Origin of the sequence: Blastococcus brunescens (genome assembly GCF_035320885.1) — a bacterium.
GTDB classification, from domain to species: domain Bacteria; phylum Actinomycetota; class Actinomycetes; order Mycobacteriales; family Geodermatophilaceae; genus Blastococcus_B; species Blastococcus_B brunescens.
Genome location: NZ_CP141261.1, coordinates 193,751 through 208,989, shown reverse-complemented (window position 1 = coordinate 208,989; position 15,239 = coordinate 193,751). Strand labels below are relative to the sequence as shown.

The window sequence follows — 15,239 nt, the reverse complement described above, 5'->3', positions numbered from 1 at the left end:
GCCTCGCTGCCGAGGGCGGCGAGGACCGGTGCCGCCTCACCGAGGTCGGGCAGCTGGGCATCGGGGACGGCGACCGACCCGTCGTCCCCTCCCCCGCCGGTGAGTAGCAGACCGACGCCGACACCACCGCCGATGAGGAGCAGGACGAGCCCGACGACCCCCATGGCGATACGCCGGCGGAAGCGTCCGGTCTTCGCCGTGACGATCGTCGAACCACTCGACGCGATGGTGCCCACCCCCAAAAGGTGACCTCCGCGGAACGCGCGGGGCCACCGTGGGCCAGACTATGCGCGTGCAGTTCGACGTGACGGTAGAAATCCCGAAGGGCCAGCGGAACAAGTACGAGCTGGACCACGCCACCGGACGCATCCGCTTGGACCGGATGCTGTTCACCTCCACCCGCTACCCGGCGGACTACGGCTACATCGAGAACACCCTGGGCCAGGACGGCGACCCGCTCGACGCCCTGGTGCTGCTCGAGGAGCCGACCTTCCCCGGGTGCCTGATCACCTGCCGGGCCATCGGCATGTTCCGCATGACCGACGAGGCGGGCGGGGACGACAAGGTCCTCACCGTGCCGGCCACCGACCCCCGGATGTCCCACCTCAGGGACATCACGGACGTGTCGGAGTTCGACCGCCTGGAGATCCAGCACTTCTTCGAGACCTACAAGGACCTGGAGCCGGGCAAGTCGGTCGAGGGCGCCGAGTGGGTCGGTCGCGAAGCGGCCGAGGCGGAGATCCTCGCCTCGCTCGAGCGCGCGAAGACCGACGCGCCCCACCACTGAGTAAGGACCCCCTGCCCCCACCACTCGCACGCTCGCGGTGGGACCCTGCAGCGGGGCCTTGCCCAGCTCGAACGCATCGACGGTGGCGCACCTCCTGGGAGGTGCGCCACCGTCTGCCGTTCTGGCCATCACCCGCGTGCCGCACGGGAGCGTGGTCGCTAGCCTCGCGCGGATGATGCCCCGGCACGTGACCGTCGACTGCGCCGACCCCTTCGAGCTGGCCCGCTTCTGGAGCGAGGCGACCGGCTGGCCGGTCTCCGACGAGGACCAGCCCGGCGACGACGAGGTGCTGGTCGAGGCGCCGGCGCCCCTTCCCGGCCTGCTCTTCATCCGGGTGCCGGAGCCGAAGGCGGTCAAGAACCGCGTGCACCTGGACTGGGCGCCGACCGAGCGGACGCGCGACGACGAGGTGGCGCGGTTGCTCGGTCTCGGCGCCACCCTGCACGAGGACCACCGCACCCCCGAGGGACCGGGCTGGGTCACCCTGCTCGACCCGGAGGGCAACGAGTTCTGCATCGAGCGCGGCGCGGCCGAGCGCGCCGGGTGACCGGCCCGGGGAACGATTCAGCGGCTCCGCCCGTAGGGGCGAAGCCGCTGGTCCGAGGAGAGCCGCCTGTCGGAATCGAACCGACGACCTTCTCATTACGAGTGAGATGCTCTACCGACTGAGCTAAGGCGGCGGACTGCCCGGACAGCCTACGGCACCGCCGCGGCCGTTCCACGCAGGCCCACCCGCGTCAGCCGGGCAGGCGCAGGGCCACGGTGAGCGCTTCCAGGGCGATCCGCGGCTTCACGTTCTGCTCGAGAGCGAGCCGGCAGTCCAGGACGGCGTCGATGCGTCGCAGCGCCCCCTCGGCGCCGATCCGGCGGCCCAGTTCGGCGGCGTCGGCGCGACGGTCGGGGTGCAGCAGCTGCGGCGGGTCCTCGGCCGGCTGGGTCGACGAGAGTGCGTCGAGCACCAGGGCGTCGCGGTACAGACCTGCGAGGTCGACCAGCGCCCGGTCCAGGGAGTCGCGGCCGAGGCGGGTCGCCCGCGACTTCTGCCGCTTCTCCAGCTCCTTGAGCTGCCCCGTACCGCGGCTGGCGGCGGCCACCCCGGGCCGCGCGCGCCCACGCCCAGGCTGGCCTTGACCGCTTCGGTCTCCGCGCCGTCCAGCGCGGCCGAGGCCTCGTCGGCTTCCTCCTGCGCGGCGCCGACGAGGTCGTCGGCGGCGTCGAGGCAGGCGGCGAGCGAGACGAGCTTCAGCGGGACGTCGAGGACGGCCTTGCGCGCCATCCGGGCGGCCTCGTCGCGGGCCAGCCGCCGGGCGCGTCCCACGTGCCCGGCCGCAGCCGCCGCGGACCACGCCGCCAGCGCCGGGTCGACGCCGTCCCGCTGGACGAGGACCTCGGCGACCGCCTCCACCGGCGGGGTCCGCAGACCCACGACCCGGCACCGCGAGCGGATGGTGACCGGCACGTCGTCGGGGTGCAGGCTCGGGGCGCACAGCAGGAACACCGTGCGCGCCGGGGCTCCTCGAGCATCTTCAGCACGGTGTTCGACGCCTGCTCGGTCATCCGGTCGGCATCCTCGACGAGGACCACCTGCCACCTGCCCTGCGAGGGCGCACGCCCGGCGATCCGGACGATCTCGCGGACCTCGGCGACCCCGATCGACAACCCCTCCGGCACGACGGTCTGCACGTCGGCGTGCGTGCCGGCCAGCACCGTCCGGCACGCGTGGCAGCTGCCGTCACCGCCGTCGGGGCACTGGAGGGCGGCCGCGAACGCCCGCGCAGCCACCGAGCGGCCGGATCCCGGCGGGCCGGTGAACAGCCAGGCGTGGGTCATCGCCGCGGGATCGGCCACGGCCGCGCGCAGCTCGGCGACGACCGCCTCCTGGCCGATCACCTGCGACCAGACGCCCTCGGCAGCGGTCACGGGTGCAACTGGGGGTCGCCCCGGTCTGGGCGTGCGGGCGGTGCGCTCCCGGCTCAGCGATCTCCGCGCCAGGGGCGGTGGAGCCGGTGGTCGGCATCCCCGGCCGCTCGCCGTGGGCGAGTTGCTGCAGCGGCAGACCGGAGAGGATCTCGGCGACCTGGACCCGGATCGCAGCGGCGATCTGGTCCGGCGACTGGCGCGCGTCGAGCACGAGGTAGCGGTCGGGGCTCGCCTCCGCGAGAGCGCGGAACGTCTGGCGGACGCGCTGGTGGAACTCCAGCGACTCCGACTCCAGCCGGTCGGCGACGGCCCGGCCCCGGGCGCGGGCCAGGCCGACCTCCGGCGGGAGGTCCAGCAGGATCGTCAGATCGGGCTCGAGGTCCTCGGTGGCCCAGCGCGAGAGCATCCGGACGTCGTCCAGCGGGATCGTCCGGCCCGCGCCCTGGTAGGCCAGCGAGCTGTCGACGAACCGGTCGGTGATGACCACCTCCCCGGCGTCGAGACCCGGCCGGAGGACGTCGTGCACGTGCTGGGCGCGGTCGGCGGCGTAGAGCAGGGCTTCCGACCGGGAGGAGATCCCGACGTTGGCCTTGTCGAGCACGATGGAGCGGATGCCGGCGCCCGAGGGCGTCGCCCCCGGCTCGAAGGTCGCGCGCGCGACCAGCCCCTCGTTGGTGAGCCACTCCTGCAGGCGGCGCACCTGGGTGGACTTCCCGGCTCCCTCCCGCCCTCGAAGGCGATGAGGACACCGCCTCCGGCCAGCCGCCGCCGCGCGGTGGTGTCGCGTCGGAGCGCGGTGACCACGTCGGCGAGCAGCGGCACGGGCCGCCCGTCGTCCATCTGCCGGTAGGCCAGCACCCCGACGCCCAGAGCGAGCAGCCCCGCGACGAACAGCGCCAGCCGCTCGCCGGTGACGACCAGCTCGCTGAAGCCGAGATCGACCGTGCGCCGGCCGAAGGCGCCCACCAGGAACGGGGTGACCGCGAGGCTGAGGATGAGTGCAGTCCGCACCAGCGAGTTGACCAGGGCGAACGTCCGCCCCCGCACCGCGTCCTCGACCTCGCTTCCCAGCAGGGTGAACCCGGCCAGGTAGGCGATCCCGGCGAAGAACCCCATGAGGACGACCAGCAGCAGTGCGATCCAGAGCGCGATGCTCCAGGCCAGCAGCGCCACGGCCGCACCGGCCCCGACGATGGCGACCCCGAACATCCGCTGGCGCGAGAGGTCGCGCGCCACGCTCGGACCCACCGCGATGCCGATACCGAGCCCCACGAACACCGCGCCGAACAACATGCCGTAGGCGGCCGACCCGGCGCTCAGCGAGCGGGCGAAGGCCTGGGCCGTGGCGATGACGACCCCGGCGGCCATGAAGGCGCCGGTGATGCCGATGACCAGCCCCGGACCAGCGGGGTGTGGCCGGCGAAGGAGAACCCGGTGCGCAACGAGCCGAAGAAGGTCTCCCCGTCGACGGTCCGCCCCGACCGGCGACCGCTGATCGAGGAGAGGTTCCAGATGATGACCGCGGCAACCAGGTAGGTCAGCGCGTTGAGGTAGAGAGCCAGATCGATCTCGTCGAGCCCGGGCACCGCCCGGCTCAGCGGACCGCCGACGGCGGCGAGCACGGCGAACACGACCCCCGCCAGCACCGGCGTGAGCCCGTACGTGGTGACCAGCGACAGCTGGTTGGCCGACTCCAGCTGGTCCTTGCGCACCATGTTCGGGACCGCGGCGTCCTTGGCCGGGATGAAGAAGAGGCTGACCGCCTCGATGACGAACTGGGCGATGAACAGCCAGACCAGCTCGTTCACCACGGGGATCGACGCGAACAGCAGGAATCGGACGACGTGCGTGACCACCATCGTCTTGCGCCGGTCGAACCGGTCGGCGAAGGCCCCCGCCAGCGGACCGAGCACGATCGCGGGCAGCAACCGGAACAGCAGCACCCCGCCCAGCGCGAAGTTCTTCGCCGCGGCGTCGTCGAACAGCGAGGTGGCGGTGGCGGTGATGGCCAGCAGCCCCAGCCAGTCACCGAAGCTGGACAGCGACGTCGAGTACCACAGCCGGCGGAATTCGCGGATCCGGAGCACGGCGCGCAGCTTGGCGCCGAGACCGACCGCGCCGAGGTTGTCGCCGGCGGCGTCCGCACCGTCGTGCCCGCCCCCGGCGCTCCCGCCAGGAGCGAGGTCGGTCAGCGGCATCGGGGCGTCCGGAGGCACCGGCGTGCCCGCCGGCGGCAGGCCGTCGGCCGGCGGGGTCGTCGCTTCGGCCGGAGGTGCCTCGTCGGGTGGCGGTGCCGAGGACGTCGGGTCGGACGGAATCGGTGCTCCCGGGTCGGAGGTGGGGTGCGCGAGGGTCCCTGGGCGGCCTCACGTTACCGGTGTAGGCAGACGTTTCCGGCCAATCAGCGCCCGGAGGGATGACGGAACTGCCGCGCCGTGGCCGTCGGATGACTAGGGTCGGAACCGGTGGCAGAGCTGGGGTGCACGGCGGATGACGGGACGCCGACCCCGCATGGGATCCCGTCGGCTACCTCCGCTTCGCCGGGGAGCGGGCCCGGCCGTTCGCCGAGCTGGTGGCCCGGGTCCGCGCCGAGAACCCCGGGAGGTCGTCGATCTCGGCTGCGGCGAGGGCAGCCTGACGGCATCGCTCGCCCGGCACTGGCCTGGCGCGCACGTCACCGGCGTCGACTCCTCCCCGGAGATGCTGGCCGCCGCGGCGGCCGTCCCGGAGCACGTCGAGTTCGTGCTCGGGGATGTACGCGACTGGACGCCGCAGGCCCCGGTGGACGTCCTGGTCAGCAACGCCGTCCTGCACTGGGTGCCCGGCCACGACGAACTGCTCGCGCGATGGGCCGGATGGCTGTCACCCGGCGGCTGGCTCGCCGTCCAGGTGCCCGGGAACTTCCGCGCACCCACGCACGCGCTGCTGGCGCAGCTGTGCCGCTCGCCCCGGTGGGCCGACCGGCTGGCGGGGGCCGCACCCCGACCCGACGCCGTCCTGGAGCCCCTGGGCTACCTCGACGCCCCTGACCGGGGCCGGGCTGACGGCCGATGCGTGGGAGACCACCTACCTGCACGTGCTGAGCGGACCGGACCCGGTGCTCGGCTGGGTGGGCGGCACGGTGCTGCGGCCGGTGCTCGCCCTTCTCCGCGACGACGACGCCGCCCGCTTCACCGCGGAGTACGCCGCAGCCCTCCGCGCCGCCTATCCCCCGCGCCCGGACGGCACGACCGTGCTGCCCTTCCGGAGGGTGTTCGCCGTCGGCACCCGCCCCTCCTGACCCTCGGACCCTCGCCCCGAGCGTGCGGGGGACGGCGTCCTCCGTCAGCCCGCGGTGACCGGGTCCGCGGCCTTCTTCGCCGCGGCCTTCTTGGCGGGCGCCTTCTTCGCCGCAGCCTTCTTGGCCGTCGTCTTCTTCGCGGCCTTCTTCTTCGTCACCGGCCCCCGTGCGCGACGATCGGCCAGCAGCTCGGCCGCGCGCTCGATGGTGATCGTCTCGACGTCGTCGCCCTTGCGCAGGCTGGCGTTGGTCTCCCCGTCGGTGACGTAGGGCCCGAACCGGCCCTCGCGGACGGTGACCTGCCCTCCGTGACCGGGTCGGGACCCAGCTCCTTGAGGGGGCCTTCGCGGCGGCGCGTCCGCGCTGCTTGGGCTGGGCGAAGATCGCCAGCGCCTCGTCGAGGGTGACGGTGAACAGCTTCTCCTCGCTGTCGAGCGAGCGGGAGTCGGTGCCCTTCTTGATGTAGGGGCCGTACCGGCCGTTGAGCGCCTGGATCTCCTCGCCGTCGGGCGCGGCACCGACCGTGCGCGGCAGCGTCAGGAGCTCCAGCGCCTGCTCGATGGTCAGTGTCTCCGGCGACATCGAGGCGAAGAGACTCGCCGTCCGGGGGCTGTCCTTGCTGCCCTCCGGGACGACGGTCGTCACGTACGGGCCGTAGCGGCCGGCCTTGACCACGACCGGGTGCCCGGACGCGGGGTCGATGCCGAGCTCGCGGTCGCCCGAGGGGCCTCCAGCAGCTCCTTGACCTTCTCGGCGGTCAGCTCGTCGGGCGCGAGGTCCTCGGGGATGCTGACCCGCGCGCCGTCCTCGCCACCGGCCTGCAGATACGGCCCGTACCGGCCGACCCGTGCCACGACCGGCTCGCCGTCGGGGCTGGTCGCCCGCAGCGGGATGGAGTTGACACCGCGGGCGTCGATCTCCTCGAGCCGCTGGCCGACGATCTGCTTGAGGCCACCGGACTCGGCGATGCCGCCGTCACCGCGGCCCCCGCCACCGAAGTAGAACTCGGTCAGCCAGTCGACCCGCTGCAGGTTGCCGTCGGCGATCTGGTCGAGCTCCTCCTCCAGCGAGGCGGTGAACTGGTAGTCGACCAGCTGCGCGAAGTGCTGCTCCAGCAGGTTCACCACGGCGAACGCGATGAAGGAGGGCACCAGGGAGTTGCCCTTCTTCCACACGTACCCGCGGTCCTGGATGGTCTGCATGATCGACGCGAAGGTCGACGGGCGGCCGATGCCCAGCTCCTCGAGCCGGGCGACCAGGCTGGGCTCGGTGTAGCGGGCCGGCGGGCTCGTCGTGTGCCCCTTGGCATCGAGCGCCTCGGTGTCCAGCCGCTGACCGCGCTCGAGGCGGGGCAGCCGGCGCTCGGCGTCGTCGCTGCCGGCCTCGTCGTCACCCGTCGCCGGGGTCTCCTCGCGGGACTCGACGTAGGCCTTGAGGAAACCGGGGAACGTGATCGTGCGGCCGCTCGCGGTGAACTCCACGGCCTCGTCGGTGGCGCTGCGGCCGGCCAGGCGGATGCTGACGGTCTGCCCGACGGCATCGGCCATCTGCGACGCGACGGTGCGCTGCCAGATCAGCTCGTAGAGCCGGAACTCGTCGCGGGCGAGCTGCGGCGCCAGCTGGCCCGGCGTCCGGAAGTTGTCGCCGGCCGGGCGGATCGCCTCGTGCGCCTCCTGCGCGCCCTTCGCCTTGCTCTTGTACCGCCGCGCCTCGGCCGGCACGTAGGCGTCGCCGTACAGCTCCCGCGCCTGCTGGCGGGCGGCGTTGATCGCCTCCTGCGAGAGGTTCGTGGAGTCGGTGCGCATGTAGGTGATGTGGCCGTTCTCGTACAGCCGCTGCGCCACCCGCATCGTCTGCGCCGACGACCAGCCGAGCTTGCGGCCGGCGTCCATCTGCAGCGTGGAGGTGGTGAACGGGGCGTACGGACGACGGCGGTACGGCTTTTCGTCGACCCGGCCGACCGTGACCTGACGGCCCTCGAGACGGGCCGCGAGGCCACGGGCACCGGCCTCGTCGAGGTGGACGACGTCGCCGGTGACCCGGCCGGTGGCGGGGTCGAAGTCCCTGCCGGTGGCGACCCGGCTGTCGTCGACGCTGACCAGCTTGGCCCGGACCGTCGTCGGCTCGCCCTCGTCGGTGGCCGACCCGGTGCGCGGCACGGCGAACGTGCCCTCGAGCGACCAGTAGTCGGCGGCGTGGAAGGCCATCCGCTCGCGCTCGCGCTCGACCACGATCCGGGTCGCGACCGACTGCACCCGGCCGGCCGACAGCTTGGGCAGCACCTTCTTCCAGAGCACCGGGGAGACCTCGTAGCCGTAGAGGCGGTCGAGGATCCGGCGGGTCTCCTGGGCGTCGACCAGCGCGGTGTCCAGCTCCCGAGGGTTGGCCACGGCACGGGCGATCGCCTCGGGGGTGATCTCGTGGAAGACCATCCGGTGGACCGGCACCCGTGGTTTCAGGGTGTCGACCAGGTGCCAGGCGATGGCCTCGCCCTCGCGGTCCTCGTCTGTCGCGAGATAGACCTCGCTGGCCTCCTTCACCAGCTGCTTGAGCCGGCTGACCTGCTGCTTGCGATCGGGGCTGACCACGTAGAGCGGCTCGAAGGAGTTGTCGACGTCGACCCCGAGCCGCGCCCACGCGGCGCCCTTGTGCTCGGCGGGGACGTCCGCGGCGTTGCGGGGCAGGTCGCGGATGTGCCCGACGCTGGCCTCCACGACGTAGCCGCTGCCCAGGTAGCCGGCGATCTTGTTCGCCTTCGTGGGCGACTCCACGATGACCAGCGGCTTGCCCCGGACGCGGCCGTCCGACGGCGTGCGGGCGCCTTCGTACCGCCGGCGGTCGCCTCGGTGCTCTCGCTTCCGGTCTGGCTGGTCTTCGTGGGCACGGTGCTCCTGTCAGTGGTGCTGCGGTGGTGCTGCGGTGGCGCAGGGGCGTCGAGCGCTCCCCGACTCCGGCCTGCGCCGCCACGGAAAGGCCCCTCGGCGGGCCACGGTAAGCCACGCACCGGACAAGGCGCCGGGGGCGACCCACCGTGGGCGTGCCGTCACCCGGACCAACGTCGGCCGCGCACGGGTGTTCCCCGGCACACCGTCCGGGCCGGTCGTGCGGGATCACCGGGGGTCCGGCACCCCCGCCACCACCCGGCCCATCGCGGCCAGGGTGGGGCGGTCCTCGTCGTAGTACCCGGAGTGCCCCGTGCCGGGGCCGACCGGCAGCTCGGCGGAACCGAAGGAATCGGCGGTGGTCGGCCCGCCGAACCACCGGAGGGCAGCGACGAGGTCGTCCGGGGCGGCGGCGTCGTGCACCTCGGGTGCCTCGAGGCTCGCCGCGTCCTCCTCCATGCCGGGGCTGCCCAGGAGGACGACGGCGTCGGCCGCCAGCATCCCGGGCTCGTCCGCCGCCTCGTCGACCACCACGGTTCCGTAGCTGTGCGCCAGCACGGTCGCCCTCGCCTCCGTGGAGGCCACCGCGTCCCGGCCGGCGCGCAGACCGGCCAGCGAATCGGCCAGCGCGGCACCGCCGGCCACCGCGTTCCTCCGTCCCAGGATCTGCGCGGCGCCGCTCGGACTGTCGTAGCCCAGCCACACCGCCGCCGCGACGCTCGTGCCGGGGGCCGCCCGCCGAGCCGCTCCGGCGACGGCCCGCGCCGTCCCGACGAGCCCGCCGAGGTCGTCGCCCGGCGTGTTGTGGATGCCCGGCACCACCAGCGCCACTGCATCGGCCGTGTCGAGGTCGCCCAGCCCGAGCACCACGCGGTCGCCGGCGAGATCGAGCAGGTGGAGCTGCACCCGGCGGCCGGCGGCCTCCTCGAGCTCGATCCGCCGGGCCACGACGCCGGCGGTGAAGGCCGCGTACGGGGTGGTCCCCGGATCAGCCAGCGCGGCGGTCAGGAGCTGTCGGTTCGCGCGGTCGCGGGCCCAGGCGGGCACCCCGTCGAGGCCGCCCAGGCCGCGAGGGTTCGTGCGCAGGGCGGTGAGCTGGGCGGTCAGCGGGAGAGCCGCCCACCAGGCCGCCACCGCGCGGGGCGGACCGGCCGGCGCCGACGGCGCGCACACCGGCTGCGCGGGCGACACCCGGGCACCGAGGTCGGTGACATCGGCCGGCGCGACACCGTCGCGCCGGCCGATGGCGGCCAGGGCCGCACCGGCGTCGTCCGCGGCCGCCGACGCCGCCCGGGCGTGCCGCAGGGCGGCCTCGCCCCCATCGGCCCGCTCGGGGCGCACGAGCGCCTCGCGCGCCTGCTCCTGGGCCGCGGCTGCCTCGGTACCGAGCCGGCCGAGAGCCGACAGCGAGCCGTCGAGCGCCTGCTCGACCACCCAGGTGACGGACGAGAGGTCCCGGACCGCCAGCGCCGCGCTGCGCGAGGCCGGCCCGGACCAGCCCTCCCCGTGTCCAGGGCGCGCGCGACGCACTCCACCCGGGCCCGCCAGACCCCGAGCCGCTCGGCCACCGCCCCGAGCGTGCCGAGCGCGCGGTGCAGCAGCCCGACGTCCCAGGCCGCGAGGACGCGCAGCCCCGCGGCCGTCCCGTGCTCGGGCATGGTCGACGGCGCCGTCATCGGGGCAGCTGCCGGGGATCACCGATGCCGCGCGCGATCCGACCGTCTTCGGCCAGGTAGGCCTGCACAGCGGCGTCCAGGGTGCGGGCCAGCGCGCTCGCCTGCTCTGCCAGCACCTCCGCCAGCCCGGCCCAGGCGGTGGCGGCCGCGCCCGCGCTCCACCCCTGCTCCCCTCGATCGCCGTCGTCATCGAGCGGGCCGCCCCGCGGCAGGTGTCGGCGTCGTCCAGCAGTTCGGCGGCCAGCCCGGCGAGGTCACCCGCCAGTGCGCTCACCGCGGCCGGCCGGACGAGGACGGGATCGGGGGACTCGGCGAGGTCATGGGAACTCCTGGATGGAGCGGTGCCCTGGGCGGGCGGGGAGTTCCGGACGCTAGGACGCGGGGAGCCGACCGCGGGCGTCGTCGTCCACAGGGACCGACCCGGTCCACATGCCGCGCGCCGATCCTCCGGCCGGCGGTTGCCGGCCGGAGGATCGCCGACGGGCTCAGGGAGCGGTGGTGGTGAGCGTGCCGCCGTCGGCGGTGGCATTCGGCGCGCCACCGACGACGACCGACCGGCGCTTGGAGATCACGACGGAGACGACGATGACGAGCACCGCGACCAGCGCGATGAGGACGCGCAGGGTGGTGTTGGCGTCCTCTCCGACGGACAGCCCGACGACGGCGGGGGCGATGATCAGGGCCACGAGGTTCATCACCTTGATCAGCGGGTTGATGGCCGGGCCGGCGGTGTCCTTGAACGGGTCGCCCACCGTGTCGCCGATGACGGTCGCGGCGTGCGCCTCGCTGCCCTTCCCGCCGTAGGCGCCGTCCTCCACCATCTTCTTGGCGTTGTCCCAGGCGCCACCGGAGTTGGAGAGGAAGACCGCCATCAGGGTGCCGGCCGCGATGGCTCCGACCAGGTAGGCGGCCAGCGGTCCGAAGCCCAGCCCGAAGCCGACCGCCACGGGCGCGAGGACGGCGAGCAGGCCGGGGTGGCCAGCTCGCGCAGTGAGTCCTTGGTGCAGATGTCGACGACGGCGCTGTAGTCCGGCCGCTCGGTGTAGTTCATGATCCCGGGCTTGGTGCGGAACTGCTCGCGGACCTCGAACACGACCCGCCCGGCGGCACGGGAGACCGCGCTGATCGCCAGGCCGGAGAAGAAGAACACCACCGCGGCGCCGAGCACCGCGCCGACGACGTTGTTCGGGTTCACCAGGCTGAACGCGTCACCGAGGGTGTCGCCGGCCTCGTCGAGAGCCACCGCGATCTGCGCGTTGTAGGAGCCGAAGAGGGCGGTGGCGGCGAGGACGGCGGTCGCGATCGCGATCCCCTTCGTGATGGCCTTCGTGGTGTTGCCGACGGCGTCGAGGTCGGTGAGGACCCGCGCACCGTCGTCGTCGATGTCGCCGGACATCTCCGCGATGCCCTGGGCGTTGTCGCTGACCGGCCCGAAGGTGTCCATCGCGACGATGACGCCGGCGGTCGTGAGCAGGCCGCAGCCGGCCAGCGCGACGGCGTAGAGGGCCGCCCCGCCGCCGATCAGGAAGGCGCCGTAGACCGCGCCGCCGATGAGCACCGCGGCGTAGACCGCGGACTCCAGCCCGAGCGAGATCCCGGACAGGATCACCGTGGCCGGGCCGGTCAGGGAGCTCCGGCCGATGTCCTTCACCGGCTTGCGGCTGGTCTCGGTGAAGTAGCCGGTGAGCTGCTGGATCGTCGCGGCGAGGACGACGCCGATCAGCACCGAGACGAACCCGAGGACCTGCGGGCTGACGGCCGTGTCGCCGTCGGAGACGCTCGGGAGGTAGGTGAAGGAGGCCGCGGCGACCAGCACGAGGGAGACGGCGGCGGAGGTGAAGAAGCCGCGGTTGATCGGGGCCATCCCGCTGGAGTCGGTCTTGCTGGGCCGGGTGGCGAGAACCCCCACCACCGAGGCGACGATGCCGATGCCGGCGACCAGCAGTGGGAAGACCATGCCGACGTTGCCGAAGAACACCTGCCCGAGGATCAGTGCGGCGACCAGCGTGACCGCGTAGGACTCGAAGAGGTCGGCCGCCATCCCGGCGCAGTCGCCGACGTTGTCGCCCACGTTGTCGGCGATGGTCGCCGCGTTGCGGGGTCGTCCTCGGGGATGCCCGCCTCGACCTTGCCCACCAGGTCCGCGCCCACGTCCGCGGCCTTGGTGAAGATGCCGCCGCCGACGCGCATGAACATGGCGAGCAGGGCGCCGCCGAAGCCGAAGCCCTCGAGGACGATCGGGGCGGTCTGGTCGAAGAGCAGCAGTGCCAGCGCGGCGCCGAACAGGCCCAGGCCGACGGTGATCATGCCGACGACGCCGCCGGTGCGGTAGGCGATGCGGAAGGACGGCAGGTAGCCCCCGGCGTTGGCCGCCGCGGCGACGCGGACGTTGCCGCGCGTGGCCAGCGTCATGCCGATGAACCCGACCGAGGCGGAGAACAGCGCGCCGACGAGGAAGAAGATCGCCCGTCCGATGCGGGTCTCCCAACCTCCGTCGGCCACGGGGAGGACCAGCAGCAGCAGGAACACGATGACGGCGAAGACGCCGAGCGTGCGGAACTGCCGTCTCAGGTAGGCCGCCGCGCCTTCCTGGACCGCCTGCGCGATCTCGCGCATCTTCACCGTTCCCTGATCGGCGGCCAGGACCGCCCGGACCAGGTAGGCGGCGAACCCGAGGGCGGCCAGGGAGACGACGAGGACGAGCGCGACCAGCGCCAGGTCCCCGCCGGACAGCGAACTGTCGGGCATGTGTTCCTCCAAAGCGGTCGGCGGCCGCCGGGAGGCGTCGGTGCTCCCCGGGTCGGCGGAGGTTCCGCCCGGCACATCGGGAGCCCCGCGCACCGAACGCTGCCGGAGTGTAAGGGAGCTCACACTCGGTGCAGGAGGCCCGTACGACTTGTTACCTGCATCACATCGATGCGATTCACCTCCGCCCCTGTCGCCGGAAGGTGTGACAGTGGTGGGGTGACGACGCTCCACCCGGTTCTGCCGGCTCCCGCCGGTCCCGGCACCGGGGACGCCTCCCCGGGCGTCCTCCCGGGAGCCGACCTGCTGGCGTCCGTCCTCGCCGGCACGGCCGACGACGAGCAGCCGGTCACGCACGTGCACTCCGTGCCGGTGCGCGAGAGCAGCACCCTCCCTGGCCACGGTGGGTCCCGGCCGACCTCCGGTCCCGGCTCGAGGAGCGCGGCGTGCCGGCTCCCTGGCGGCATCAGGTGGAGGCGGCGCAGCTGGCCCACGACGGGCGGCACGTGGTCGTGGCGACCGGGACGGCGTCCGGCAAGTCGCTGGCCTACCAGCTGCCCGCGCTCACCCGGCTGGCCGAGGACCCGCGCGCCTGCGTGCTCTACCTCGCCCCCACCAAGGCACTGGCCCGCGACCAGCTGGCCTCGGTGGCGGCGCTCGCCGATCCCTCGGTGCGCCCTGCGGCCTACGACGGCGACACGCCGGGCGAGGAACGGGACTGGGTCCGGCGCCACTCCCGCTGGATCGTGACCAACCCCGACATGCTCCACCGCGGCATCCTCCCCGCGCACCAGAAGTGGTCGAGCACGCTCCGGCGGGTCACCTACGTGGTCATCGACGAGTGCCACGCCTACCGGGGCGTCTTCGGTTCGCACGTGGGGCACGTCCTGCGCCGGCTGCGGCGGATCTGCCGCCGCTACGGCGCCGAGCCGGTGTTCGTGCTCGCGTCGGCCACCGTGGCCGACCCGGCCGCCGCGGCGACCCGGCTGGTCGGCGCCCCGTCGAGGCCGTCACCACCGACGGCTCGCCCCGACCGGGCGCGACGTTCGCCCTCTGGGAACCGCCACTCACCGAGCGCCTCGGTGAGCACGGCGCCCGCTGCGCCGGTCGGCCGCCGCGGATGCCGCCGGCCTCCTCGCCGACCTGGTGGAGCGGGGCGCCCGCACCCTGGCGTTCGTCCGGTCGCGGCGCAGTGCCGAGTCGGTCGCCGAGCAGGCCCGCCGGCTGCTGCACGACCGGGGCCGCGACGACCTCGTCCGGCGGGTGGACTCCTACCGCGGCGGCTACCTGCCCGAGGAGCGGCGCGAGCTGGAGCGGGCACTGTCGGCCGGGGACCTGCTGGGCGTGGCGACGACGAACGCCCTCGAGCTCGGCATCGACATCGCCGGGCTGGACGCCGTCGTGCTGGCCGGCTACCCGGGCACGCTGGCCTCCCTGTGGCAGCAGGCCGGCCGGGCGGGACGGGCGCAGAAGGAGTCCCTGGTGGTGTTCGTCGCCCGCGACGACCCGCTGGACCACTACCTCGCCCACCACCCGCGGGCGGTGTTCGGCCGGCCGATCGAGGCGACGGTCACCGACCCGGCCAACCCCTACGTGCTCGGCCCGCAGCTGTGCTGCGCCGCCGCCGAGCTCCCCTGACACCCGAGGACCTGCCCGACTTCGGCGGACCGGTCGCCGAGGCCCGGCTCCAGGAGCTCGTGGCGGACGGCTCGCTGCGGCGTCGTCCGGCCGGCTGGTACTGGGCCGGGCGGGGCCGGCCCGACGTCGACATCCGGGGCAGCGGGGGCGAGCCGGTGTCGATCATCGAGACCGGCACGGGGCGTCTGCTGGGCACCGTCGACGGCGGGGCCGCGCACGCGACCGTGCACGAGGGGCGCTCTACGTGCACCGGGGCGAGACGTTCGTCGTCGACGGGTTCGACGTGGACGACGCCTGCGCCGTGGTGCACG

The 15,239-nt window shown here is 73.9% G+C and carries 10 protein-coding genes, 1 tRNA gene and 6 pseudogenes; 6 read left to right on the top strand and 11 right to left on the bottom strand.

The annotated features are described in order from the left end of the window. Nucleotides 1-286: 286 nt before the first annotated feature. On the top strand, nucleotides 287-787 hold the full coding sequence (locus U6N30_RS01495) for an inorganic diphosphatase (RefSeq protein ID WP_324275856.1): 501 nt from the start codon (nucleotides 287-289) through the stop codon (nucleotides 785-787). A 172-nt stretch (nucleotides 788-959) separates the two neighbouring features. Beyond that, nucleotides 960-1,334, top strand: coding sequence for a VOC family protein (locus U6N30_RS01490; protein WP_324275855.1), 375 nt, complete (start codon nucleotides 960-962; stop codon nucleotides 1,332-1,334). A gap of 60 nt (nucleotides 1,335-1,394) precedes the next feature. On the opposite strand, the gene U6N30_RS01485 is transcribed toward U6N30_RS01490, so the two are convergent. The 6 genes and pseudogenes from U6N30_RS01485 to U6N30_RS01460 all read right to left on the bottom strand — a co-directional run bounded on the left by U6N30_RS01485 (nucleotide 1,395) and on the right by U6N30_RS01460 (nucleotide 4,905). Next, a tRNA-Thr gene (locus U6N30_RS01485) sits at nucleotides 1,395-1,467 on the bottom strand. A 57-nt stretch (nucleotides 1,468-1,524) separates the two neighbouring features. Beyond that, nucleotides 1,525-1,881, bottom strand: a complete 357-nt coding sequence (locus U6N30_RS01480) for a hypothetical protein (protein WP_324275854.1) — start codon at nucleotides 1,879-1,881, stop codon at nucleotides 1,525-1,527. Nucleotides 1,882-2,029: 148 nt separating this feature from the next. Further along, nucleotides 2,030-2,707: an AAA family ATPase gene (locus tag U6N30_RS01475; RefSeq protein ID WP_324275853.1), complete on the bottom strand. Its 678-nt coding sequence runs from the start codon at nucleotides 2,705-2,707 to the stop codon at nucleotides 2,030-2,032. A 226-nt stretch (nucleotides 2,708-2,933) separates the two neighbouring features. Then, nucleotides 2,934-3,407: pseudogene (gene tmk, locus U6N30_RS01470) on the bottom strand (dTMP kinase); the annotation flags it as partial. 203 nt (nucleotides 3,408-3,610) lie between these two features. Then, a pseudogene (locus U6N30_RS01465) lies at nucleotides 3,611-4,075 on the bottom strand (MFS transporter); the annotation flags it as partial. Continuing rightward, complete coding sequence (locus tag U6N30_RS01460) at nucleotides 4,024-4,905, bottom strand: MFS transporter (protein ID WP_324275852.1); 882 nt, start codon at nucleotides 4,903-4,905, stop codon at nucleotides 4,024-4,026. The gene U6N30_RS01460 and the pseudogene U6N30_RS01465, both read right to left, overlap by 52 nt. A 292-nt stretch (nucleotides 4,906-5,197) precedes the next feature. Between U6N30_RS01460 and U6N30_RS01455 the strand changes: the two are divergent. Together U6N30_RS01455 and U6N30_RS01450 are read left to right on the top strand one after the other, a co-directional pair. Then, nucleotides 5,198-5,590: pseudogene (locus U6N30_RS01455) on the top strand (class I SAM-dependent methyltransferase); the annotation flags it as partial. Nucleotides 5,591-5,783: 193 nt separating this feature from the next. Next, entirely contained in the window at nucleotides 5,784-5,987 is a 204-nt protein-coding gene (locus U6N30_RS01450; protein WP_324275851.1) for a class I SAM-dependent methyltransferase, read from the top strand. A 44-nt stretch (nucleotides 5,988-6,031) separates the two neighbouring features. Here the strand turns inward: U6N30_RS01450 and U6N30_RS01445 are convergent, their stop codons facing one another. From U6N30_RS01445 to U6N30_RS01425, 5 genes and pseudogenes are all read right to left on the bottom strand, one after another. Beyond that, nucleotides 6,032-6,505 carry a topoisomerase C-terminal repeat-containing protein gene (locus U6N30_RS01445; protein ID WP_324275850.1) on the bottom strand — a complete coding sequence of 158 codons (474 nt, stop codon included), beginning with the start codon at nucleotides 6,503-6,505 and terminating at the stop codon, nucleotides 6,032-6,034. Beyond that, nucleotides 6,396-6,632, bottom strand: a pseudogene (locus tag U6N30_RS01440) (topoisomerase C-terminal repeat-containing protein); the annotation flags it as partial. The gene U6N30_RS01445 and the pseudogene U6N30_RS01440, both read right to left, overlap by 110 nt. After that, the gene (gene topA, locus U6N30_RS01435; protein ID WP_324275849.1) at nucleotides 6,629-8,758 is read right to left on the bottom strand and encodes a type I DNA topoisomerase; all 2,130 of its coding nucleotides are present in this window, start codon (nucleotides 8,756-8,758) and stop codon (nucleotides 6,629-6,631) included. The pseudogene U6N30_RS01440 and the gene topA, both read right to left, overlap by 4 nt. 339 nt (nucleotides 8,759-9,097) lie before the next feature. Continuing rightward, nucleotides 9,098-10,819, bottom strand: a complete 1,722-nt coding sequence (locus tag U6N30_RS01430; RefSeq protein ID WP_324275848.1) for an alpha/beta hydrolase — start codon at nucleotides 10,817-10,819, stop codon at nucleotides 9,098-9,100. Between the two features lie 211 nt (nucleotides 10,820-11,030). Continuing rightward, nucleotides 11,031-13,293: pseudogene (locus U6N30_RS01425) on the bottom strand (sodium-translocating pyrophosphatase). A 443-nt stretch (nucleotides 13,294-13,736) separates the two neighbouring features. Between U6N30_RS01425 and U6N30_RS01420 the strand changes: the two are divergent. Both U6N30_RS01420 and U6N30_RS01415 read left to right on the top strand, forming a co-directional pair. Then, nucleotides 13,737-14,195, top strand: a pseudogene (locus U6N30_RS01420) (DEAD/DEAH box helicase); the annotation flags it as partial. 241 nt (nucleotides 14,196-14,436) lie between these two features. Next, the gene (locus U6N30_RS01415) at nucleotides 14,437-14,928 is read left to right on the top strand and encodes a helicase-related protein (protein WP_324275847.1); all 492 of its coding nucleotides are present in this window, start codon (nucleotides 14,437-14,439) and stop codon (nucleotides 14,926-14,928) included. Nucleotides 14,929-15,239: the final 311 nt, after the last annotated feature.

Bases quoted from the DNA above. Each gene is read 5' to 3' on its own strand.
- U6N30_RS01495 (WP_324275856.1), top strand. From the start codon at position 287: ATGCGCGTGCAGTTCGACGTGACGGTAGAAATCCCGAAGGGCCAGCGG.
- U6N30_RS01490 (WP_324275855.1), top strand. From the start codon at position 960: ATGATGCCCCGGCACGTGACCGTCGACTGCGCCGACCCCTTCGAGCTG.
- U6N30_RS01460 (WP_324275852.1), bottom strand. From the start codon at position 4,905: ATGCCGCTGACCGACCTCGCTCCTGGCGGGAGCGCCGGGGGCGGGCAC.